Annotated in this window: 18 protein-coding genes; 13 read left to right on the forward strand and 5 right to left on the reverse strand. The window is 66.2% G+C overall.

What is annotated here, in order from left to right; all coding sequences use genetic code 11:
- The first annotated feature begins 134 nt into the window (after positions 1 to 134).
- The 3 genes from ELS24_RS29495 (at position 135) to ELS24_RS29505 (ending at position 1,980) form a co-directional block, all read left to right on the forward strand.
- Positions 135 to 1,058, forward strand: coding sequence for a LysR family transcriptional regulator (locus ELS24_RS29495; protein ID WP_050446165.1), 924 nt, complete (start codon positions 135 to 137; stop codon positions 1,056 to 1,058).
- Between the two features lie 72 nt (positions 1,059 to 1,130).
- On the forward strand, positions 1,131 to 1,388 hold the full coding sequence (locus ELS24_RS29500; protein ID WP_050446164.1) for a helix-turn-helix domain-containing protein: 258 nt from the start codon (positions 1,131 to 1,133) through the stop codon (positions 1,386 to 1,388).
- Between the two features lie 64 nt (positions 1,389 to 1,452).
- Positions 1,453 to 1,980: a HipA domain-containing protein gene (locus tag ELS24_RS29505; protein WP_342672820.1), complete on the forward strand. Its 528-nt coding sequence runs from the start codon at positions 1,453 to 1,455 to the stop codon at positions 1,978 to 1,980.
- A gap of 97 nt (positions 1,981 to 2,077) precedes the next feature.
- On the opposite strand, the gene ELS24_RS29510 is transcribed toward ELS24_RS29505, so the two are convergent.
- The 3 genes from ELS24_RS29510 to ELS24_RS29520 form a co-directional block, all read right to left on the reverse strand.
- Complete coding sequence (locus ELS24_RS29510) at positions 2,078 to 2,719, reverse strand: flavin reductase family protein (RefSeq protein ID WP_127186091.1); 642 nt, start codon at positions 2,717 to 2,719, stop codon at positions 2,078 to 2,080.
- A gap of 1 nt (position 2,720) precedes the next feature.
- On the reverse strand, positions 2,721 to 3,497 hold the full coding sequence (locus ELS24_RS29515; RefSeq protein ID WP_127186092.1) for a GntR family transcriptional regulator: 777 nt from the start codon (positions 3,495 to 3,497) through the stop codon (positions 2,721 to 2,723).
- Positions 3,498 to 3,570: 73 nt separating this feature from the next.
- Entirely contained in the window at positions 3,571 to 4,533 is a 963-nt protein-coding gene (locus ELS24_RS29520) for a polysaccharide deacetylase family protein (RefSeq protein WP_205736944.1), read from the reverse strand.
- A gap of 232 nt (positions 4,534 to 4,765) precedes the next feature.
- Between ELS24_RS29520 and ELS24_RS29525 the strand changes: the two genes are divergently transcribed.
- The 3 genes from ELS24_RS29525 to ELS24_RS29535 are packed head-to-tail and all read left to right on the forward strand — an operon-like array spanning position 4,766 to position 9,345.
- Entirely contained in the window at positions 4,766 to 5,956 is a 1,191-nt protein-coding gene (locus ELS24_RS29525; RefSeq protein WP_127186093.1) for an ABC transporter substrate-binding protein, read from the forward strand.
- A gap of 27 nt (positions 5,957 to 5,983) precedes the next feature.
- Positions 5,984 to 6,862: a branched-chain amino acid ABC transporter permease gene (locus tag ELS24_RS29530; protein ID WP_127186094.1), complete on the forward strand. Its 879-nt coding sequence runs from the start codon at positions 5,984 to 5,986 to the stop codon at positions 6,860 to 6,862.
- Positions 6,862 to 9,345 carry a branched-chain amino acid ABC transporter ATP-binding protein/permease gene (locus tag ELS24_RS29535; RefSeq protein ID WP_127186095.1) on the forward strand — a complete coding sequence of 828 codons (2,484 nt, stop codon included), beginning with the start codon at positions 6,862 to 6,864 and terminating at the stop codon, positions 9,343 to 9,345. The genes ELS24_RS29530 and ELS24_RS29535 overlap by 1 nt, the downstream gene beginning before the upstream one ends.
- A gap of 93 nt (positions 9,346 to 9,438) precedes the next feature.
- On the opposite strand, the gene ELS24_RS29540 is transcribed toward ELS24_RS29535, so the two are convergent.
- The gene (locus tag ELS24_RS29540) at positions 9,439 to 10,446 is read right to left on the reverse strand and encodes an Lrp/AsnC family transcriptional regulator (RefSeq protein WP_127186096.1); all 1,008 of its coding nucleotides are present in this window, start codon (positions 10,444 to 10,446) and stop codon (positions 9,439 to 9,441) included.
- 82 nt (positions 10,447 to 10,528) lie between these two features.
- Between ELS24_RS29540 and ELS24_RS29545 the strand changes: the two genes are divergently transcribed.
- Positions 10,529 to 11,848 carry an MFS transporter gene (locus ELS24_RS29545; RefSeq protein ID WP_127186097.1) on the forward strand — a complete coding sequence of 440 codons (1,320 nt, stop codon included), beginning with the start codon at positions 10,529 to 10,531 and terminating at the stop codon, positions 11,846 to 11,848.
- Between the two features lie 135 nt (positions 11,849 to 11,983).
- Positions 11,984 to 13,477, forward strand: a complete 1,494-nt coding sequence (locus ELS24_RS29550; protein ID WP_127186098.1) for an amidase — start codon at positions 11,984 to 11,986, stop codon at positions 13,475 to 13,477.
- 321 nt (positions 13,478 to 13,798) lie between these two features.
- Here the strand turns inward: ELS24_RS29550 and metK are convergent, their stop codons facing one another.
- Positions 13,799 to 14,962: a methionine adenosyltransferase gene (gene metK / locus ELS24_RS29555; protein ID WP_046802994.1), complete on the reverse strand. Its 1,164-nt coding sequence runs from the start codon at positions 14,960 to 14,962 to the stop codon at positions 13,799 to 13,801.
- Positions 14,963 to 15,237: 275 nt separating this feature from the next.
- Here metK and ELS24_RS29560 point away from each other — a divergent pair, with 275 nt between their 5' ends.
- The 5 genes from ELS24_RS29560 to xerC are packed head-to-tail and all read left to right on the forward strand — an operon-like array spanning position 15,238 to position 19,727.
- On the forward strand, positions 15,238 to 16,146 hold the full coding sequence (locus tag ELS24_RS29560; RefSeq protein ID WP_050446153.1) for a lysophospholipid acyltransferase family protein: 909 nt from the start codon (positions 15,238 to 15,240) through the stop codon (positions 16,144 to 16,146).
- A 30-nt stretch (positions 16,147 to 16,176) separates the two neighbouring features.
- Positions 16,177 to 17,067, forward strand: coding sequence for a lysophospholipid acyltransferase family protein (locus ELS24_RS29565; protein WP_050446152.1), 891 nt, complete (start codon positions 16,177 to 16,179; stop codon positions 17,065 to 17,067).
- A gap of 30 nt (positions 17,068 to 17,097) precedes the next feature.
- Positions 17,098 to 18,009, forward strand: coding sequence for a diaminopimelate epimerase (gene dapF, locus ELS24_RS29570; RefSeq protein ID WP_127186099.1), 912 nt, complete (start codon positions 17,098 to 17,100; stop codon positions 18,007 to 18,009).
- A 4-nt stretch (positions 18,010 to 18,013) separates the two neighbouring features.
- Positions 18,014 to 18,691: a DUF484 family protein gene (locus ELS24_RS29575; protein ID WP_127186100.1), complete on the forward strand. Its 678-nt coding sequence runs from the start codon at positions 18,014 to 18,016 to the stop codon at positions 18,689 to 18,691.
- A gap of 22 nt (positions 18,692 to 18,713) precedes the next feature.
- Complete coding sequence (gene xerC / locus ELS24_RS29580; protein WP_127186101.1) at positions 18,714 to 19,727, forward strand: tyrosine recombinase XerC; 1,014 nt, start codon at positions 18,714 to 18,716, stop codon at positions 19,725 to 19,727.
- Positions 19,728 to 19,733: the final 6 nt, after the last annotated feature.

Genomic DNA, 19,733 nt, shown 5'->3' on the forward strand with positions numbered 1-19,733 from the left:
GTGGTGGCGCAGTGGCGTTGCGGCTCTATAGTGGAGCGGCCAGTTTATAGGCCGCCTGGGTCTTTATAATTCGCAGCAAAACTAAATCTTTATTAGATTTAATTTATAAATGGCCACCGCCTTGGGGGACTGCCATGGACGCCCTTTCCGATCTTGCTTTCTTTTCGCTGGTGGTCAAACACGGCAACCTGTCCGCCACGGCGCGCGAACTGGGCCTGACGCCGCCCGCCATCAGCGCCAGGCTGGCCCGGTTGGAGCAGCGCCTGGGCGTGCGGCTGCTGAACCGCACCACCCGGCGCGTCAGCGTTACCCAGGAAGGCGAGCTTTATCTCGCCGAAGGCGGGCGCATCCTGGCTGACCTCGAAGCGCTGGAGCGCTCGGTGTCCAGCGCCCGTGCACAACCCCAGGGGCTGCTGCGGCTGAACGCCACGTTCGGCTTCGGCCGCGCGCACATCGTGCCGGCCGTGTCGGATTTCGCGCGCCAGTATCCCGACGTCGAAGTGCAGATGCGGCTGACGGACAGGCCGCTGAACCTGATCGAAGAAGGCTTCGACGTGGCCGTGCGTTTTGGCGACCTGCCCGACGCCCGCCTGACGGCCCGCAAGATCGCGTCAAACCGGCGGCTGCTATGCGCGTCGCCCCGCTACCTGGACACCTATGGCGAACCCCGCACCCCGGGCGAACTGCAACGCCATCGCTGCATCGTGGTGCGCGAAAACGAGGTCGCCTACGGCACCTGGCGGCTGGAATCCGGCCAACGCGCCGAAACCGTGAAAGTGCGCGGCCCGGTCAGTTCCAACGACGGCCAAAGCGCGCTGGAATGGGCGCTGGACGGCCACGGCATCGTCATGCGCTCGGAATGGGAAACCGCCGCCTACCTGCGCGACGGCCGGCTGCGCGAAGTGCTGACCGACTGGCGCACGCCCGCCGCCGACATTCATGCGCTTTACCCCGAACGCCTGAACCTGCCGGCCAAGACGGTGGCATTCGTGGATTTTCTGACCCAGCGCTTCGCGCGGTATTTGAAAGGGCCGGGTGGTGGAAACGCGGGCTGGTGATTGATCTGTGCTGTAGCCTTGGGGCTACAAAATAGCTAGAATTAACCAATTCTGATGCCCAGGGGCTACAAAATGACCACACTTGGCGATGTCGCGGAAATGTTGCGTTCGGCCCGCAAGGAAAGCGGCTTGTCGCAAGAGGAAATGGCCCGGCGCGCGGATGTCGCCCGAACCACGCTGACGCGCATGGAAAACCTGGCACGCAACGACATGAGCGTATCAGCGCTGGTTCGGTTGCTGGACGCTGCCGGCTACGACCTTAAAGTTGTCAAAGCTGGCCACCAGCGGACCTTGGAAGACATTTTGGCCGAACAACGGCGCGGGGAATAAGCCATGAAACTGGACGTCCACCACCCGCGAGTACGTTCCTTCGGCATCGCTGCGTGCGCAAAACCTGCACTTTGCTTGGCATATGCTTACGAACTACGTGGTTCGCAACGCGGATTGCCATGCCAAGAACATCGCCTTGTATTACACCTCGCGCGCCGACGTCGCGTACACGCCCGTTTACGACATCGTCACAACCCAGGCCTACCCCGAATTCAGCAACAGTGCGCCCGCCCTGTCCGTTGACGGACGCAAGACATGGGTTCCCGGCAGCACGCTGGCCAAGTTCATGCTGGCCAGGCTTGGCATCAATTCAAAGCAGTATCAGGCGATGGTCGAACAGCTATGCGAATCGGCAGTCGAAGTGGGACGCGAGGTGATCGAGGCAGCGAAGAACGAACCGCAGTGGCGCTGGATTGCCAAGCAAATGGTGCATGCCTGGAACGACGGCATGTGCGGGCTGCGGAGTTCGAAACTCGATGCTCGGTACCGTAGCCTGGACGCCGCGATTTCCGAGGCAGGCTACGAAGCCGCCGACGCACCCTTGGACACATCCCGCGTCATCGGACGGTCCGAAGGGTTGGCCACGCGTTAGCCAGCCGAGCCTAAGCCGGCCGCGCCTGGCCGGCCGCGCCTAGCCGGCCGCGCCCAAGCACGCATAGCCGCGTCGATCCACAGCTAGCCCTCGTGCGTTAAATCTCATCAATCGCCGTACTCGCCGCCGTGCCCGCCGGCGCGTCGCCCGCGCCGATGGCGTAGCGGTCGCGCGTGGTGACGTAGAAGCTGGCGCCGAACCTGCCCACCGGGAAGTAATCCTGCAAGCGCACGCGCCAGGTTTCCGTGTCGATCAGGCCGTCGCGCGCGTGCAGCCAGCGCACTTGGCCGATGAAGATCTGGCGGCTGGCGGTTTCCATGGTTTCGTAGAGCGTGCATTCGAACGCCACGGGGGCCTGCACGATGCGCGGCGGCTTGACGTGGTGGCTGGGCGCGGCGTCCAGGCCCGCGTGGGCCAGTTCGCTGACGTCGGCGGGCAGGCGGTCGCCGCAGCGGTGCATTTTTTCGGCCATGGCTTCGTCGGTCAGGTGCACCACGAATTCCTTGTCGCGGGCGATGTTGCGCGCCGTGTCCTTCAAGCCGCCGTCTTCCAGGCGGTTGATGCTGACCATGACAATGGGCGGGTCTTCGCCCAGCATGTTGAACATGCTGAACGGCGCCGCGTTGACCACGCCGGCTTCGGACAAGGTGGTGATCAGAGCGATGGGCCGGGGCACGATCAGGCTGGCCATCAGCTTGTAGCGCTGGTATTCGGTGATTGCGTCGAAGTCGATTTCCATATCAGGCCAGTCCCAGCATCTGGGCAAGGGTTTGCGCGGGCTGCGGGCGCTCAAGGCTGATGCGCCGCTCCAGGTCCGCCAAGTGGTTGTCATTGATCTTCACGGCCTGGGCCACGTCGCCGCGTTCCATCAGGTCCACGATCAGCACGTGTTCGTCGTGTTCGCACGCGGCGTTGCCGGGCGGTTCGTACAGCGCCACGATGAGCGAGCAGCGCGACACCAGTTCGGCCAGATAGCCGTACAGGATGGCGTTGCCGGAAAGCTCGCCCAGCCGTACGTGAAACGCGCTGGCCTGGCGCGCCCACGCGGGCTGGCCGGCGCGATGCAGCAAGGCGTGCTCGTCGCGCAGCTGTTTGCGCAGCGACGCATAGTCGGCCTTGGTGGCGCGCGCCACGGCCAGGGGCAGCAGCGCGGCTTCCAGTGCGCGGCGCGCCTGGAAGATCTGGCGCGTGTCTTCGGGCGTGGGTTCGGCCACCACGGCGCCCCGGTTGTGGTGCAGGTCCACCACATGCTCATGCGCCAGGCGCTGCAAGGCTTTGCGCGCCACCGAGCGCGACACGCCGAAGAGCTCGCAGATCGCGGCCTCGGGCAGCTTCGTGCCGGGCGTCAGACGCTGGCTCATCACGCTTTCATATACCGCTTCGCAGATGCGGCGTTCCATGTCGCTGTCGGGCGAGGCTTCGCCCGCGCTGGCGGCGCCCGCCACGGCCGGTTCGACGGCAATCGGTTTGCGGGCAGCGGGCTTGGCGCGGGGTGTTGCGGGGTTTCGGGTTGGCATGCGGGACTCGGGGATAAACGTGCAAGACGGGCATTACGGGCATCGGCGCGGTTCGGACTGGCGGCTTGACCCGTCAGAGCGCGGCAATCACGCCGGGTGGCAGGCTGTCCACATGGCGGCAGATTTCGCCGGGCGTGGTGAACCAGATCTCGCCCCGGTCGCGCGCGGCGGCTAGTGGCGCCAGCGCGCGGCGCAGATGCCGCAGGCGATACGGTTGCCCAACAATATAGGGATGCAGCGCGATGCCCATGACCAGCGGCTGGCGCAGCGCCTGCGCGCGCATCTCCTCGAACTGGTCAAGAATCATATCGGCAAAGTCACGCGCGTCCATCTTGCGGCCCATGATCATCGGGATGTCGTTGAGCTCCTGCGGGTACGGGATGGCCCATAGCTCGCCTGCGCGGGTGCGCATGCGCATGGGCTGGTCGTCGTGGCACCAGTTCAGCGTGTAGCGGTAGCCGGCTTCGGCCAGCAGGTCGGGCGTGGCGCGGCTTTCCGATATCCAGGGCGACAGCCAGCCCGCGGGCGCCTGGCCGGCGTGCTGGGCAATGCGGTCGCGGCAATGCGCCAGCAGCGCGCTTTCCTCGGCTTCGGGCAAGCCCCCCTGCCGATGGGCGTTGCTGTAGCCGTGGCCGATCAGTTCGTCGCCGCGCGCCAGGAAGGCATCGACCAGGTCGGGGCAATGGTCATACAGGGCGGTATTGATCAGCACGCCGGCGGGCAAGCGCAGTTCGTCAAACAATTCCAGGCAGCGCCACGCGCCCACGCGGTTGCCGTATTCGCGCCAGGCGTAATTCAGCACGTCGGGATGCGGCGAGGCCGGCCCCAGTTCCGCCCCCAGCCCTTCGCCAAACGCGAAATGCTCAATATTGAAGCCCAGGTACACGGCCAGCCGCGCCCCGTTCGGCCAGGTGTAGTCCGGCCGTCCGGCAATCGATTGATAGGCGAAGCGGCCGTGGCAAGCCAGGGCGTCGGGGGTCCAGGCAGCGGCGTCGTCACGCCCCGGATTAGTGCCTGCAAGCAAGGTTGGGTTCATTTTGGTGCAAATCCTGATGCATGATTGTTAACAAAATTCCTGAATCTTTGGAAACAAAACTGCGTTATGACGCATACAAACCACGCCCAAAGACGCCACATCTCCCCTCGTGGCAGCGCGATCCTGGCATTCAGCGCCCCGATGGACGCAGGTGGCATGGATCTTGCATGGGGTAGGGAAGCAGCACTTATCCCCATGCAAGATCCGTTCCACTTTTTTCAGGAGTGCCTCGATGGTCCCGACCCGCCGTTCCTTCATGCTTCGCGCCACCGCCGCCGCCCTCTTCACGGCCGGCCTCGCCCTGCAACCGGCGCTTGCCGCCGACCCCATCAAGATCGGCCTGATCACCGCGCTGTCGGGTGAATCCGCCCGCGCGGGCGAAGCGCTGACGCGCGGCATGACCATCGCCATCGACGAGATCAACGCCAAGGGTGGCCTGCTGGGCGGCCGCAAGATCGAGCTGGTGCGCCGCGACGACGAAGGCAACCCCGCCAAGGGCATGGCCGCCGCGCGCGAGCTGATCTTCAAAGAGAAAGTGACGGTGCTGTTCGGCGGGCTGGACACCCCGGTGTCGATGGCCATCGTGCCCATCGTGAACCAGGAGAAAGTGCCGTTCATGGGTCCCTGGGCCGCCGGCACGGCCATCACGCACAACAAGGGCAACCCCAACTTCGTGTTCCGCGTGTCGGCCATGGACGAGATCGTCGACAGCGCCATGCTGCAGTACGCGCAAAAGACGTTTCAAACGACCAAGCCCGGGCTGATCCTGGTGAACAACCCCTGGGGCGAATCCAACGAAAAAGGGCTGAACGCGGCGATGGCCGCCGCCAAGGTCACGGCGGCCGGCACCGAAAAATTCCAGGCCAACGACCTGGACGTGGTGCCGCAACTGAGCCGGCTGAAGGCCGCGGGCGCGGACACGCTGTTCATGGTGGGCAACGTGGGCCCGTCGGCGCAAGTGGTGAAGTCGCTGGACCGCATGGGCTGGAAGGTGCCGATCGTGTCGCACTGGGGTCCTGCAGGCGGGCGCTTTACCGAATTGGCCGGCCCCAACGCCAAGAACGTGCACTTCGTGCAGACCTACAGCTTCTTCGGCAAGCAAGGGCCAGTGGGCGAAAAGGTATTGCAGGCGCTGAAGACCAAGTATTCCGACATCAAGGGCCCGCAAGACATCACGCCGGCAGTGGGCGTGGCCAACGCCTATGACGGCATGCAACTTGCCGCGCTGGCCATCGCGCAAGCCGGCTCGACCGATGGCGACGCCGTGCGCCAGGGCTTCTACAAGATCGGCAAGTACGACGGCCTGATCAAAACCTACGAACAGCCTTTCAGCCCCACGTCGCACGACGCGCTGCGCGAAGACGACTACGTGTGGACGCACTTCGTCGACAACCGCATCCTGCCCGTCAAGGGCGCGCAATAAGCCGATTGCATCACGCGGGAGACGCGCATGTTGTTGATGTCCGCCATTGTCAGCGGCCTGGGTCTGGGAAGCATGTACGGGCTGATGGCCCTGGGCTTTTATCTGACCTACGCCGTGTCGGGAACGGTGAATTTCGCCCAGGGCAGTTCCATGATGCTGGGCGCCGTACTGACCTATACGTTCGCCCAGACCCTGGGCTGGCCGCTGGCGCCCGCGCTGTTGGTGGCGCTGGCTCTCTGCGCCCTGTATGGGCTGGTGGTTGAGCGGCTGGCGGTGCGGCCGTTCGCCAGCCGGGGCTCCAACGCCTGGCTGATGTCGACGGTGGCGCTGGGCATCGTGCTGGACAACGTGGTGATGTTCACCTTCGGCAAGGAACCGCGCAGCCTGCCTTCGCCCTTGGCGCAAGCCCCGCTTGAAATCGGCGGCCTGGGGCTGGGCGTCTACCCGCTGCAACTGCTGATTCCGCTGGTTGGGCTGACGCTGGCCGCCGCGCTGCACACGCTGTCGCGCCGCACGCGCTGGGGCGTGGCGCTGCTGGCCGTGGTGCAGAACCCGAACGCCGCGCGGCTCATGGGCATCCCCGTGCGCCGCGCCATCATGGCCGCCTTCGCCGTGTCCACGCTGTTTGCGGGCGTGGCGGGCGCGCTGGTGGCGCCGCTGTTCAACGTGCAGGCGGACATGGGCACGCTGTTCGGCTTGAAGGCTTATGTGGTGGCCATTCTGGGCGGCATCACCAGCGCCTGGGGCGTGATGATCGCGGGCCTGCTGTTTGGCGTGGTCGAAGCGCTGATCACCGTGAACCTGGGCTCCGGGTACACCCACATCATCAGCTTCACGCTGGTGATCGTCATGTTGGCCGTGCGTCCGAACGGATTGTTCGGCCGCGCCGATGTCAGGAAGGTCTGATGAATAAGCGACTTGCATCGCGCCGGCTGTGGCTGGCGCTCTACGCGCTGCTGGCCGTGGCCGCCCTGGTTCTGGCGGCTACCGTCAACGGCTATTACGTGTTCGTGCTGGGCAACGTGGCGCTGCTGGCGTTGGCCGGCATCGGTTTGAACGTGCTGCTGGGGCTGACCGGGCAGATGTCGTTCGGCCACGCGGGCTTCTACGCCATCGGCGCGTACACCGTGGCCATCCTGACCGGCCAGGCGGGTTGGAGCTTCTGGCTGGCTTGGCCCGCGGCGGCCTTGATGGCGGGCGCCTTCGGCCTGCTGCTGGCCTTGCCCGCACTGCGCGTGAAGGGGCCGTACCTGGCGATGATCACCATCGCCTTTGGCTTCATCGTGGAGCACGCGCTGATCGAAGGCGGCGACGTCACGGGCGGGCAGAACGGCATCATGGGGATCGCACAGCCCTCGCTGGGCGGCATCGGCGGCGACCGGGGCGTGGCGATGCTGGCGATCGTGGCCGTGTTCGTGGCGCTGGCGGCATACGCGCTGCTGTCACGCGGCACCTGGGGCGCGGCCATGCGCGCGGTGAAAGACAGCGAAACCGCCAGCGAATCCATCGGCATCAACCCCTTGATGGTCAAGACGGTGGCGTTCATGGTGTCGGCGGCGGTGGTGGGTTTGGCGGGCGGGCTCTACGCGCCGCAGACCGGCATGATCACGCCGCACAACTTCAATTTCATGCAGTCGATTCTGTTCGTGCTGGCGGTGACGCTGGGCGGCGCGGGGTCCCTGGCCGGCCCCTTGCTGGGCGCGGTGGTGGTGGGGCTGCTGCCCGAACTGCTGTCCAGCCTGGAGGAATACCGCCTGCTGTTCTTCGGCGCGTTCCTGCTGGTGGTGTTGTGGGCGGCGCCGGATGGGGTGGCGGGCTTGCTGTCTCGCTGGCATCGCAACGCGGCGGGCCAATTGCTTGCCCCGCGTCATGGCGGCGGCATGTCGATGGGCGGACGCGCCGGACGCGTGCTGCGCGCCGATGCGCTGACCATGACGTTTGGCGGCGTGCGCGCCGTGCAGTCCGTATCGTTCAACGTGCCGCCCGCCGCCGTCACGGCGCTGATCGGCCCCAATGGCGCGGGCAAGTCCACCGTCATCAATATGCTTAGCGGCTACTACCAGCCGACCAGCGGCGCGGTATCGCTGGGTGACACCGCGCTTGCCGCCCTGCCCGCCTACCGCGTGGCGCGTAATGGCATTGCCCGCACCTATCAGACCTCGCAGTTGTTCGACACCTTGACCGTGGAAGACAACGTGGCGCTGGGCATGGTGCGTGGCCGCCTGGGCGGGCTGTTGGGGTCGCGCCGCTACCAGGCGCCGGACGTGCGCGAGCGTGCGCGTGCCCTGCTGGCGTTCTGCGGCTACGAAGGCGCGTTGAACGTTCCCGCCGCCGACCTGCCGCACGTGGACCGGCGGCTGGTGGAAATTGCCCGCGCGCTGGCCACCGATGCCGACATCCTGCTGATGGACGAACCGGCCGCCGGCCTGTCGCGTGAAGACAAGACCCGCCTGGCCGGCCTGTTGCGGCGCATTGCCGAAGCGGGCGCGGGCGTGCTGCTGGTCGAGCACGACATGGCGCTGGTGATGGGTGTATCGGATCACGTCGTGGCCATCGACGCGGGCCGCGAACTGGCCAAGGGCAACCCGGCCGAAATCCAGCAGTCGCCCGCAGTGCGCCAGGCGTATCTGGGCGACGACAGCGCACGGCGCGCGCCGGCCGCGCGGCAACGTCCGGCGGGCGCGCCCGAGGTGCTGGGCGTGGGCAATCTGGTGACGGGCTACGGGGCGAACCCCGTGCTGCACGGCATCGACCTGCAAGTGCGCCAGGGCGAGATGGTGGCGCTGTTGGGGGCCAATGGCGCGGGCAAGTCGACCTTGATGCGCACGCTGGCGGGGCTGCATCGGCCCGCGCAAGGCGGCATGCATTTGCAGGGGATGGAACTGAACAACCTGGCCGCCGACCGCATCGTGGCGCGCGGCCTGGTGCTGGTGCCCGAAGGCCGGCAGGTGTTTCCCGGCTTGAGCGTGCTGGACAACATCCGGCTGGGCGCCTTCCTGCATCCGCAAGACCGCGAGGCCCGCGTCGAGGAAATGCTGACGCGCTTTCCGCGCCTGCGTGAACGCCTGCATCAGCGCGCCGGCCTCTTGTCGGGCGGCGAACAGCAGATGCTGGCGATTGCGCGCGGGCTGATGTCCAAGCCGGTGATCCTGCTGCTGGACGAGCCGTCGCTGGGCCTGGCGCCCAAGATCATCGATGAACTGTTCGAGGCCCTGGACCGCCTGCGTGCGGAATCCATGACGATTCTTCTGGTGGACCAGATGGCGGCGTTGGCGCTGTCGTTGGCGGACCGGGCCTATGTGCTGGAGTCCGGACGCGTGGCTGCGCAGGGGTCGGCGGCAGAGATTGCGCAAGACGGCGCGTTGGCTCGGGCGTATCTGGGCGCATGAAGGGAGGCCCCCGTCGAGGTAACAACCGCCAAGCGATTCCTGGCAACTAAGCCCGCCCCGCAGCCATGGCTGCGGGCGGGCCGGCCTTGGGCGCTAGGCCGCGTCCGCTTCCAGGCGCGCCCCCGCGCGCACGATGCCGCAACGCTTGTGCGCGCGCATCACCACGCCGACTTCGCTGTTGAGCACACCGTCCAGCTCACCCAGCCTGCGCGTCACCACTTCCCATAGATGCAGGCTGTCGCGGCACAGCACGTGCCAGAACAGTTGCGATGCGCCGCTGGTGCCGAACAGGCAGCGGGTATGCGGATCCAGCGCCAGATGCGCGGCCAGCGCGTCAACCGCCTGCGGGCGCACCTGTACGGAGATCACCGCTTCCACCGGAAAACCCACCAATGCGGGTTCAACTTCCACCCGAAAGCTCAGCGCGCGACGCTCAACCATATGTTGCAGCAAGCGCTGCGCGGTGGGCTCGCTGACACCGGCGTGTTCGGCCAGTTCAGCCAGGCTGGCGCGCCCGTCACGCATCAGATGCACCATCATGCGCTGCTCGGGCTCGCTCAGCGCAACGGGCGGCTGCGCGGGCGGGGCCTCGGCGGTAGTCGCGGCGGGCTGCGCCTGGATGCGCCACTGGCCCGCGCGCCTGAACGGGCGCAGCACCAAGCGTGCTTCCACATGTTCGACACCGTCAATGGACGGCAACACCCGCGTCACCACGTCCGGCAGATCCGCCGCGTCGGCCAAGGTCAGTTCGGCCATGAGGTCGGCGGTGCCGGCAACCGTCACCACCAGTTGGCTGATGTCCAGCCGCGCCAGTTGCTCCGCCACTTCCGGCACCCGGCCCGATCGACAGCGCACCCAGGCATGCAGCACCACGCCCTGGCCCATGGCCAGCGGATCGGGCTCGGCAATGACGCGCAGCGCATCGGCGTCCATCAGGCGGCGGATGCGGCGCGCCACGGTCCGTTCGGCAATGCCGGTGGCGGCACCCAGCTCGCGCCAGGACGCACGGGGGTCTGCCTGCAACGCGATCAGGCAGGCCAGGTCGGTGTCATCCAGCACTGGCATTAAGGGCTTACCCTTACTTGACGTGACTATATTCATTAATCTAACGTTCGCGCATTGATAAAAACATAAATTTAAACGGTCTTTTTGACCAAAAATAAATTCTTATTCTGAGGACGTCATGAGCAGCCCATCCGCGACCTTGCGCAGCAAGCAAGGGGCAAGCGCCGCGCCCGCCAACGCGGCGCCCGTATCCCGCGCCCGCACCATCCTGGCCGGTAGTGTAGGCAATGCGGTCGAGTGGTTCGATTGGACCATCTACGCCTCGTTCGCCATCTTCTTTTCCAGCCAGTTCTTTCCGGAAGGCAATGAAACGACGGCGCTGCTCGCCACCTTCGGCATCTTCGCCGTGGGCTTCTTCATGCGCCCCGTGGGCGGCTGGGTGCTGGGCATCTTTTCCGACCGCTACGGCCGCAAAGCCGCGCTGGGCCTGACGATTCTGATGATGGCGGGCGGTTCCCTCATCATCGCCGTCACCCCCACTTACGCCACCATCGGCCTGGCCGCCCCCTTGCTGCTGACCGCCGCGCGCCTCTTGCAAGGTTTGTCGCTAGGCGGAGAGTATGCCTCGGCCACGACCTTTCTGGCTGAAATGGCGCCGCCGGAAAAGCGCGGCTTCTATTCCAGCTTTGTGTTCTTCAGCGCCGCGGTGGGCATCCTGGCCGCGTCGGCCGTGGGTTGGATCCTGACGTCCACCCTGACCAAGGCCGACATGGCCGCGTGGGGCTGGCGCATTCCGTTCTTGCTGGGCGCGTTCGGCGGCTTGGCGGGCATGTGGATCCGCCGTTCGATTCCCGAAACCGAAGCGTTTTCGCACGCCAAGCAAGCCGGCATCGAAAAGCAGCCGTTGCGCACGCTGCTGCGCGACCACCCGCGCGAAGTGCTGCGCATCGTGGGTTTTTCGGTGCTGACGACGTTTGCGTTCTACATCTTCGTGGCCTACGTGCCCACCTACGCCATCCGCCAGGTGGGCGCCGACCCCAAGACCGCGTTCGCGGCCAACACCGTGGCCTTGATTGTGTTCATGCTGGTGCAGCCGCTGTTCGGCATGCTGTCCGACCGCATCGGCCGCAAGCCGCAATTGATCTTCTTCGCGGCCGGCTACCTGGTGTTCTTCTATCCGCTGATGACCACGCTGGGCCCGTCATTTGGATCGATCCTGGCCGTGGAACTGTTCGGCCTGGTGCTGTACGCCATGTACACGGCCATTGCGCCGGCCATCATGTCGGAACAATTTCCCACCAGCGTGCGCGCCGTCGGTATCGGCACGCCGTATAACCTGGTGGTTGCGCTGCTGGGCGGCACCACGCCCTACCTGCTGACCTGGCTGCAAAGCAAGGGCATGGAACGCTGGTTCTTCTATTACGTGCTGGCCGGCGCCGTGATCACGTTGCTCACCTTCATCCGCATGCCCGAAACGCGCGGGCAGACGCTGAAGTAGCCACTGAAGGCATCATTGACGTTGCTGCTGAAGTCGCCGCCGAAAGCCATCTCTGAAATCGCTCCAGCGCGCGCCGTCTAAACGCTTTCCGGTCCCGTCGGGGCCGGAAGGCTTTTCCTTTTCTTGAAGAGAGCCATGCCAGCACAAGACCCCACCGACCTGCATTTTCGAGACGCCCGCGAACTGGCTCGCGCCATCCGTGACCGTGAACTGAGCTCGCGCCAGGTCACCGCCCACTTCCTGGACCGCATTGAACGCGCCGCGCCGCTAGCCGCCTTCAGCGAGGTCACCGCCGACCGCGCGCTGGCTCAGGCCGACGCGGCCGACCGGCTGCTAGATGCGGGCATGCTGCTGGGGCCCTTGCATGGCGTGCCGGTAGCCGTGAAGGACAGCATCCAGTGGCAGGGCACGCCCACCACCGGCGGCTCGCAGGCGCGGCGTGGCGTGATCAGCGACGAAACCTCGGCGGCGGTGCGCGCGCTGGCGGCGGGGGGCATGGTGATCTTGGGCAAGACGCGCATGACGGAATTCGCGTTTGGGCTGTCGGGCCAGAACCCCACCCAAGGCACGGCGCGCAATCCGTGGGACGCCAAGATCGCACGTGCACCCGGCGGATCGTCAAGCGGCGCGGGCGTGGCGGTGGCGGCCGGCCTGACGCCCATCGCGCTGGGTGGCGACACGGGCGGTTCCGTGCGCGCGCCCGCGGCGCTCAACGGCGTGGTGGGTTACAAGCCCTCATCCGGCCTGATCAGCCGCGCGGGCTGCCTGCCGCTGTCGGACACGCTGGATGTGCTGGGCCCCATAGCTCGCAGCGTGGCGGACGCCCGGCTGCTGGCGCAAGTGCTGGCCGGCCCCGACGTGGACGACGCCGCCACCTTGGCGCTGCCCGCGTCCTGCGTCACCGCGCTGCGCCATCCCATGGCGCGCCGAGTCGCCGCGGCATCTTCCTCCACCTCCGTTGCCACTGCCGCCGACGCCGTCGCCGCCAACGATGCCATCTCTATCGCCGTCTTGCCGCCGCAGGCGTGGCCCGCGCCCCTGTCCGACGCCGCCCTGCAGGTCTGGCATCAGACGCAAGAGCGCCTTGCACAAACCGGTCTGACGCCCACCGTCTGGCATCCGCCCGCGTCTTTGTCGTTTGCGCGCCTGGCGGACGACAACTCGCTGGTGCTGGCCTACGAAGCCTATCGCTATTTCGGCACACTGGCCGAAGACCCTGCCGCGCCCTTGTGGGAAGTGGTGCGCGCGCGCATCGCGGCGGGCGGCCGGATCGCGCAGGCGGATTACGAAGCCGCGCTGAACCGGAGGCAGGCCGACATGACGGCATTCGCCAGCGCCATGCAAGGGCTGGACGCCCTGCTGATGCCCGCCTGCGACCAGGCCGCGCAGCCGCTGGACGCCGAAGACGTGCGCCATGTGGGCCTGGGCAAGCTGCTGCGCCCCGCCAATTTCCTGGGCGCCGCCGCCATCGCGCTACCCGCGGGTTTCGACGCCGAAGGCATGCCCATCGGCGTGCAACTGCTGGCCCCCGCAGGCCACGACGCCCCGCTGCTGGACTGCGCCGCAGCGCTGGAACGCGTGCTGGCGCCAACAATACAGACGCCCGATATGTCACCGTGGGCCCTGTAGGATGGGTGCAGCGCGCAACGCAGGCCATTAGAAAACCGACAAAGTTCGCGCGAAACCCATCAAGCAACGGTGGAATTTTGAAGAGCGGCGGCAAGAACCCAAGGGTTCTGTAGCCGGGGCGTCGATAACGCGTTGGCTTTTAACCATTGCGGCGTCATGCCATCGGCGGGTGATGGGTTGCGCGCGATCGGCGGTGGCGCAGTGGTGGAGAGTTTTGCGCGCTTCACCCATCCTACGTGCTTCATGGAGAGCGCTGGATTTCATAAAAAACGCCCCTGCCGTTATTCACGGCAGGGGCGTTCTTCATGAAGATTCGCTGTTTTACAGCGCCTTCTTCAGTTCCTGAACCTTGTCCGTGGCTTCCCACGAGAATTCCGGCTCGGAACGGCCAAAGTGGCCGTAGGCGGCGGTTTTCGCGTAGATCGGGCGCAGCAGGTCCAGCATGTTCACGATGCCCTTCGGACGCAGGTCGAAGTGCTCGCGCACCAGCTTGGCGATCTGGTCGTCGGGAATGACGCCCGTGCCTTCGGTGTAGACCGTGATGTTGATCGGTTCGGCCACGCCGATGGCGTAGCTGACCTGCACCTGGCACTGGCGCGCCAGGCCGGCGGCCACGATGTTCTTGGCCACGTAGCGGGCCGCGTAAGCAGCCGAACGGTCAACCTTGGACGGATCCTTGCCCGAGAACGCGCCGCCGCCGTGGGGGCATGCGCCGCCGTAGGTGTCGACGATGATCTTGCGACCGGTCAGGCCGCAATCGCCTTGCGGGCCGCCGATGACAAAGCGGCCGGTCGGGTTGACCAGGAACTTCGTTTGCGGCGTGATCAGGCCTTCGGGGAAGCTCGGCTTGATGATGTCTTCGATCACCGCTTCGCGGATGGTCTCTTGCGTGACTTCCGGCGCGTGCTGGGTCGACAGCACCACGGTATCAACTTCCGCCGGGCGGCCGTCGATGTAGCGGAAGGTCACTTGCGACTTGGCGTCCGGGCGCAGCCACGGCAGGCGGCCATCCTTGCGCAGTTCGCTCTGGCGCTGCACCAGGCGGTGCGCGTACCAGATCGGGGCGGGCATCAGGTCGGGCGTTTCGTCGCAGGCGTAGCCGAACATCAGGCCTTGGTCGCCCGCACCCTGGTTCAGATAGTCTTCCGAGCTGCGGTCGACGCCTTGGGCGATGTCCGGCGATTGCTTGTCGTAAGCAACCAGCACCGCGCAGCCCTTGTAGTCGATGCCGTATTCGGTGTTGTCGTAGCCGATGCGGCGGATGGTGTCCCGCGCAACCTGGATGTAATCCACGTTGGCGGTGGTGGTGATTTCACCCGCCAGCACGACCAGGCCCGTGTTGCACAGCGTTTCGGCTGCAACGCGCGCGTTGGGATCTTGCGTGAAGATGGCGTCCAGGATCGAATCGGAGATCTGGTCGGCAACCTTATCAGGGTGCCCTTCGGAGACAGATTCGGAAGTGAAGAGAAAATCGTTATTGGCCACAGATGCGTCCTTAGTGTCCGGCCTGGCCGGCGCGTAGGTTCACGAGGCGCGTTGCACCCCGGACTGCATGACATACGCTATCTGGGCGCGACGCTTTAGCGGATTTGGCAAAGGCCGCGCAAAACGCTTTACCCTTGCCGTCGCCCCGCAAGTTGTCGGTTAACTCGGCGACTGGACGGATTTTAAGCGAAAATGCCGTTCTTATGCTGGCGGCGGGGGTATGAACATATTCCCGAACACCGGCATAACCCTGCCCGTCCTCTTCTATTTGCCGCATGCTGCTAGCCCTGTTCCGACTTTTCGCCGCCCTGCCGCTACCCGTTGCGCACGCCCTTGGCCGCGCGGCGGGCCTGGCCGTGTACGCCTGGCCCGGCAAGTATCGGCGGCGCCTTCAGGCCAATGCCGCACAAGCCGGCTACCCGGGCGCGGCCTTCGCGCGCCAGGCCGCGGCCGAAACCGGCGCCATGATTCTTGAGAACCCGCGCGTCTGGTTCAAGAACGAGCAAAGCCTGGCCCAAGTGGTGTCGGACGATAACGCAGTGGTCGACAAGGCCCGGGCCGAGGGCCGGGGCATCCTGTTCCTGACGCCGCACCTGGGCTGCTTTGAAATCACCGCCCGCTATCTGGCCCGCCAGATGCCCATGACGGTCATGTTCCGCCCCCCGCGCAAAGACGTGCTGGCCCCCTTGCTGGAGACGGCGCGCAACAGTTCCGCCGTCAACGCCGTGCCAGCCACCATGCAAGGCGTACGCGAATTCGTGCGCGCGCTGCGGCGCGGCGAATCCGTGGGCATGCTGCCCGACCAGGCGCCCAGCGTAGGCGATGGCGTGTGGGTTCCGTTCTTTGGCCGGCTGGCCTACACCATGACGCTGCCCGGCAAGCTGGCCACGCAAACCAACGTCCCCATCATCCTGACCGCGGGCGAACGCCTGCCGCGCGGCAAAGGCTGGCGCATCCACTACGTGCGCGTGCCTGAACCGCTGCCGGCCGAGCCCGAAGCCCAGGCGGCGCTCATCAACGCCGCGATGGAAACGCTGATCCGCCGCTGCCCCCAGCAGTACCTCTGGAGCTACAACCGCTACAAGACGCCGCGCGGGGCGCCCCCGGCCCCTGATGCCAACGCCGATTCCAACGTCGCCCCGGGTGCCGACAACGATGACGACACCATTCGGCAGCCCCGCTGACCGTTCCCGCCCAGCCCTTTCCCCAAAACAATGACAAATTCAAAGACGCGTACGCTGGTTACCCTGTTGAAGTGGTTCGGCCGCATCAAGCCATCAACCCGACTGCGCATCGGCGCCGTGCTGGGCTGGCTTGCGCCCCGGCTGGCAAGGTCCCGAGCGCACATCGTGCGGCGCAATCTTGAATTGTGCTTTCCCGACCAGCCGGAATCCGTGCGCGAGCAATGGGTGGCGGACCACTTCCGGGCCTTGGCACAGTCCATCGTGGACCGGGGCGTGCTCTGGTACGGCACCCCCGAGGCCGTCAAGGACATGGTCACGCAGACCGGCGCCGAACGCATCAACGAACTCACCGCCCAGGGCCGCTCCGTGATTTTGCTGGCGCCCCACTTCATTGCGATGGACGCCGCCGGCTCCCGCCTGACCATGGAAGTGCCCAGCGCCGCTTGCATGTACACGCCGCAAAGCGACCCCCACATCGACGCGGTCGTGGCCGCCGGCCGGGCCCGCTTCAACGAGGTGTTTCTGGTCAGCCGCAAGGACGGCGTGCGCGACCTGATCCGTCACCTGCGCGCGCCGCGCCCGGTCTATTACCTGCCCGACATGGACTTCGGCCCCCAGGGGTCCGTGTTCGTGCCCTTTTTCGGCGTGCTGGCCGCCACGCTGCTGGCCACCGCCCAGCTTGCCCAGAAATGGAACGCGGCCGTACTGCCCATCGTGGGCTTCTGGAACCCCGAGACCGGCCGCTATCACATAGACGTCCTGCCTCCGCTTGAGGATTTCCCCGGCGCGGCGTCCCTGGAAGACGCCACCGCCCGCCTGAACCGCGAGCTGGAATCCTGGGTGCGCCGCTGCCCCAGCCAGTACTACTGGGTCCACCGCCGCTTCAAGACCCGCCCGCCAGGCGAAGCCAAGCTCTATTGAGTCCGCTCTGGCTTCTCTCGCGCCCGAATAATGGGCGATAATCCAGCGATGAACTGGAACTTCACCAAAATGCATGGCGCGGGCAATGATTTCGTCGTGCTCGACGGGGTCCGCCAGACCATCGACATGACGCCCGAGCGCGCCCGCGCACTGGGCGACCGGCACTTCGGCATCGGCGCCGACCAGATCCTCCTGGTTGAACGCGCCACCCGCCCGGACGCTGATTTCCGCTACCGCATTTTCAATTCCGACGGCAGCGAAGTCGAACACTGCGGCAACGGCGCGCGCTGCTTCGTGCGCTTCGTGCACGAACAAGGCCTGTCCGACCGCAACCCGCTGCGCGCCGAAATCGCCACCGGCATCCTCGTGCTGGATGAAGGCGACGACGAACAAATCACGGTCGACATGGGTAGCACCCGTTTCGAGCCCGAAGCCCTGCCCTTTGACACCACCGGCCTGGCCTCGCAACGCGAAGGCGAAGACACGCTCTGGGAGCTGGACATCGACGCGCCCGCCGGCGTGCCCAGCAAGGTGCTGCTGTCCACCGTGGCCATCTCCAATCCGCATGCGGTGCAGGTGGTGGACAACGTCGACACCGCCCCCGTCGCCATCCAAGGCCCGCTGATCGAAACCCATCCGCGCTTTGCGCGCCGCGTCAACGCCGGCTTCCTGCAAGTGATGGATCGCCACAACGTCCGCCTGCGCGTCTTCGAACGCGGCGCGGGCGAAACGCTGGCTTGCGGCACGGGCGCCTGCGCCGCCGTCGCGGCCGGCATCCGCCGCGGCCTGCTGGAATCGCCCGTGCGTGTGCAAACCCGTGGCGGCGTGCTGACCGTTGCCTGGAATGGCGACCAACTGCGCATGACCGGCCCCGCCGAATCCGTGTTCACGGGGCAAGTCGACATCGACAAGCTCGTCTTCTCCATGGCGCTGAACCGCTGACCCTATGACTGATACCGCTTTCACCGCCCAAGACATCGCCGCCTTCCTGCAAGACCACCCCGGCTTCTTTGACGAGCACGCCGACGTGTTCGCCACCATGCAGGTGCCGCACCCGCATGGCTCGCGCGCCATTTCGCTGGGCGAACGCCAAATCCTGACGCTGCGCGAACGCAACCGCGAACTGGAATGGCGCTTGAACGAACTGGTGCGCAACGCCACCTCCAACGAGAGCATCGGCTCGCATCTGGCCAAGTGGTGCAGCCGCCTGCTGTCGGAAAATGACGCGCAGCGCGTGCCCGGCGAAATCGCGCTGGGCCTGGCCGAACAGTTTGAACTGAACCACGTGGCGCTGCGCTTGTGGAACCTGTCCGACCTGGCGCCCGCGGGCTACGGCGAACCCACCTCGCAAGACGTGCGCACGTTCACCGACAGCCTGAAGACGCCTTACTGCGGCACCGACACCGGGTTTGAAGCGGTGGGCTGGCTGGACAGCAAACCCAAGTCGCTGGCATTGGTGCCGCTGCGGCTTGAAGCCGATGGCCCTGCCGTGGGCTTGCTGGTGCTGGGATCCGACGACCCCGAACGTTTCACGCCTGAAATGGGCACGACGTTCCTGGAATCCATCGGTCAACTGGCTTCGGCGGCCTTGCATCGCCTGAATCCCGCGTCGCCGAAGGTCTAGCGCAAACCAGGGCGGGCGCACAATGACCCAGACCACGCAAGATGCGCCCCCGCCCGCCCCTGTCCAGCCCGCGCCTGGCGCCGAGGCCTTGCCCGACCCGATGCGCGCCTGGTTGCGCCATCTGGAAACCAACCGCCGCTATTCGCCCCACACGCTGGACGCCTACCGTCGCGAACTGCATTTCCTGAATCAGCTTGCCGACCGTGCCCGGCTGCCGCTGGACAAGATCGCCAACGGCCATATCCGCCAGTTTGTGGCCCGCTTGCATGCCGAAGGGCGAGGCCCACGCAGCCTGGCCCGCACCTTGGCGGCCTGGCGCGGCTTCTACCAATGGTGGGCCCCCGCGATCGACCTTGCCGGCAACCCCGTGGCCGGCGTGCGCGCGCCCAAGGCCCCGCGCGGCCTGCCCAAGGCCTTGTCCGTGGAACAGACCCAAGCCCTGCTTGACCGGCCCACCGCCAAGGTCGCGAACGAACCCGCCGCGCTACGCGACCAGGCCATGTTCGAATTGCTGTATTCCAGCGGGCTGCGCCTGTCGGAACTGGTGGGCTTGGACCTGCGCTACACGCGCACGGCCGATTACGAATCGCGCGGCTGGTTGAAGCTGGACGAAGCCGAGGTCGAAGTGCTGGGCAAGGGCGGCAAGCGCCGTTCCGTGCCGGTAGGCCAGGCCGCCGTTGCCGCCTTGCAGAAATGGATAGCCGCGCGCCCGCAATTGGCGCCGCCCGCCCCACGGCCGGAAGATGCGGCCGCGTTATTCCTGGGCGCGCGCGGCAAGCGCATCTCGCCCCGGATCGTGCAGTTGCAATTGGCGCAGGTTGCCCAAGCGGCGGGTTTGCCCACGCATGTGCATCCGCACGTGCTGCGCCACAGCTTCGCCAGCCATGTGTTGCAGTCGGCGCAGGACTTGCGCGCCGTTCAGGAAATGCTGGGCCACGCCAATATCTCGACTACCCAGGTCTATACCCGGCTGGATTTCCAGCATCTGGCCAAAGCCTATGACCAGGCGCATCCCCGCGCGGGGCGCAAGTCCTGAAGCGGG

Origin of the sequence: Achromobacter spanius (assembly GCF_003994415.1) — a bacterium.
Lineage (GTDB): Bacteria > Pseudomonadota > Gammaproteobacteria > Burkholderiales > Burkholderiaceae_B > Achromobacter > Achromobacter spanius_C.

What these genes read in the sequence shown, in the direction of transcription:
- ELS24_RS29495 (WP_050446165.1), top strand. Translation starts at nt 135, where the DNA reads ATGGACGCCCTTTCCGATCTTGCTTTCTTTTCGCTGGTGGTCAAACAC.
- ELS24_RS29500 (WP_050446164.1), top strand. Translation starts at nt 1,131, where the DNA reads ATGACCACACTTGGCGATGTCGCGGAAATGTTGCGTTCGGCCCGCAAG.
- ELS24_RS29510 (WP_127186091.1), bottom strand. Translation starts at nt 2,719, where the DNA reads ATGGAAATCGACTTCGACGCAATCACCGAATACCAGCGCTACAAGCTG.
- ELS24_RS29515 (WP_127186092.1), bottom strand. Translation starts at nt 3,497, where the DNA reads ATGCCAACCCGAAACCCCGCAACACCCCGCGCCAAGCCCGCTGCCCGC.
- ELS24_RS29520 (WP_205736944.1), bottom strand. Translation starts at nt 4,533, where the DNA reads ATGAACCCAACCTTGCTTGCAGGCACTAATCCGGGGCGTGACGACGCC.
- ELS24_RS29525 (WP_127186093.1), top strand. Translation starts at nt 4,766, where the DNA reads ATGGTCCCGACCCGCCGTTCCTTCATGCTTCGCGCCACCGCCGCCGCC.
- ELS24_RS29530 (WP_127186094.1), top strand. Translation starts at nt 5,984, where the DNA reads ATGTTGTTGATGTCCGCCATTGTCAGCGGCCTGGGTCTGGGAAGCATG.
- ELS24_RS29535 (WP_127186095.1), top strand. Translation starts at nt 6,862, where the DNA reads ATGAATAAGCGACTTGCATCGCGCCGGCTGTGGCTGGCGCTCTACGCG.
- ELS24_RS29540 (WP_127186096.1), bottom strand. Translation starts at nt 10,446, where the DNA reads ATGAATATAGTCACGTCAAGTAAGGGTAAGCCCTTAATGCCAGTGCTG.
- ELS24_RS29545 (WP_127186097.1), top strand. Translation starts at nt 10,529, where the DNA reads ATGAGCAGCCCATCCGCGACCTTGCGCAGCAAGCAAGGGGCAAGCGCC.
- ELS24_RS29550 (WP_127186098.1), top strand. Translation starts at nt 11,984, where the DNA reads ATGCCAGCACAAGACCCCACCGACCTGCATTTTCGAGACGCCCGCGAA.
- ELS24_RS29560 (WP_050446153.1), top strand. Translation starts at nt 15,238, where the DNA reads ATGCTGCTAGCCCTGTTCCGACTTTTCGCCGCCCTGCCGCTACCCGTT.
- ELS24_RS29565 (WP_050446152.1), top strand. Translation starts at nt 16,177, where the DNA reads ATGACAAATTCAAAGACGCGTACGCTGGTTACCCTGTTGAAGTGGTTC.
- dapF (WP_127186099.1), top strand. Translation starts at nt 17,098, where the DNA reads ATGGGCGATAATCCAGCGATGAACTGGAACTTCACCAAAATGCATGGC.
- ELS24_RS29575 (WP_127186100.1), top strand. Translation starts at nt 18,014, where the DNA reads ATGACTGATACCGCTTTCACCGCCCAAGACATCGCCGCCTTCCTGCAA.
- xerC (WP_127186101.1), top strand. Translation starts at nt 18,714, where the DNA reads ATGACCCAGACCACGCAAGATGCGCCCCCGCCCGCCCCTGTCCAGCCC.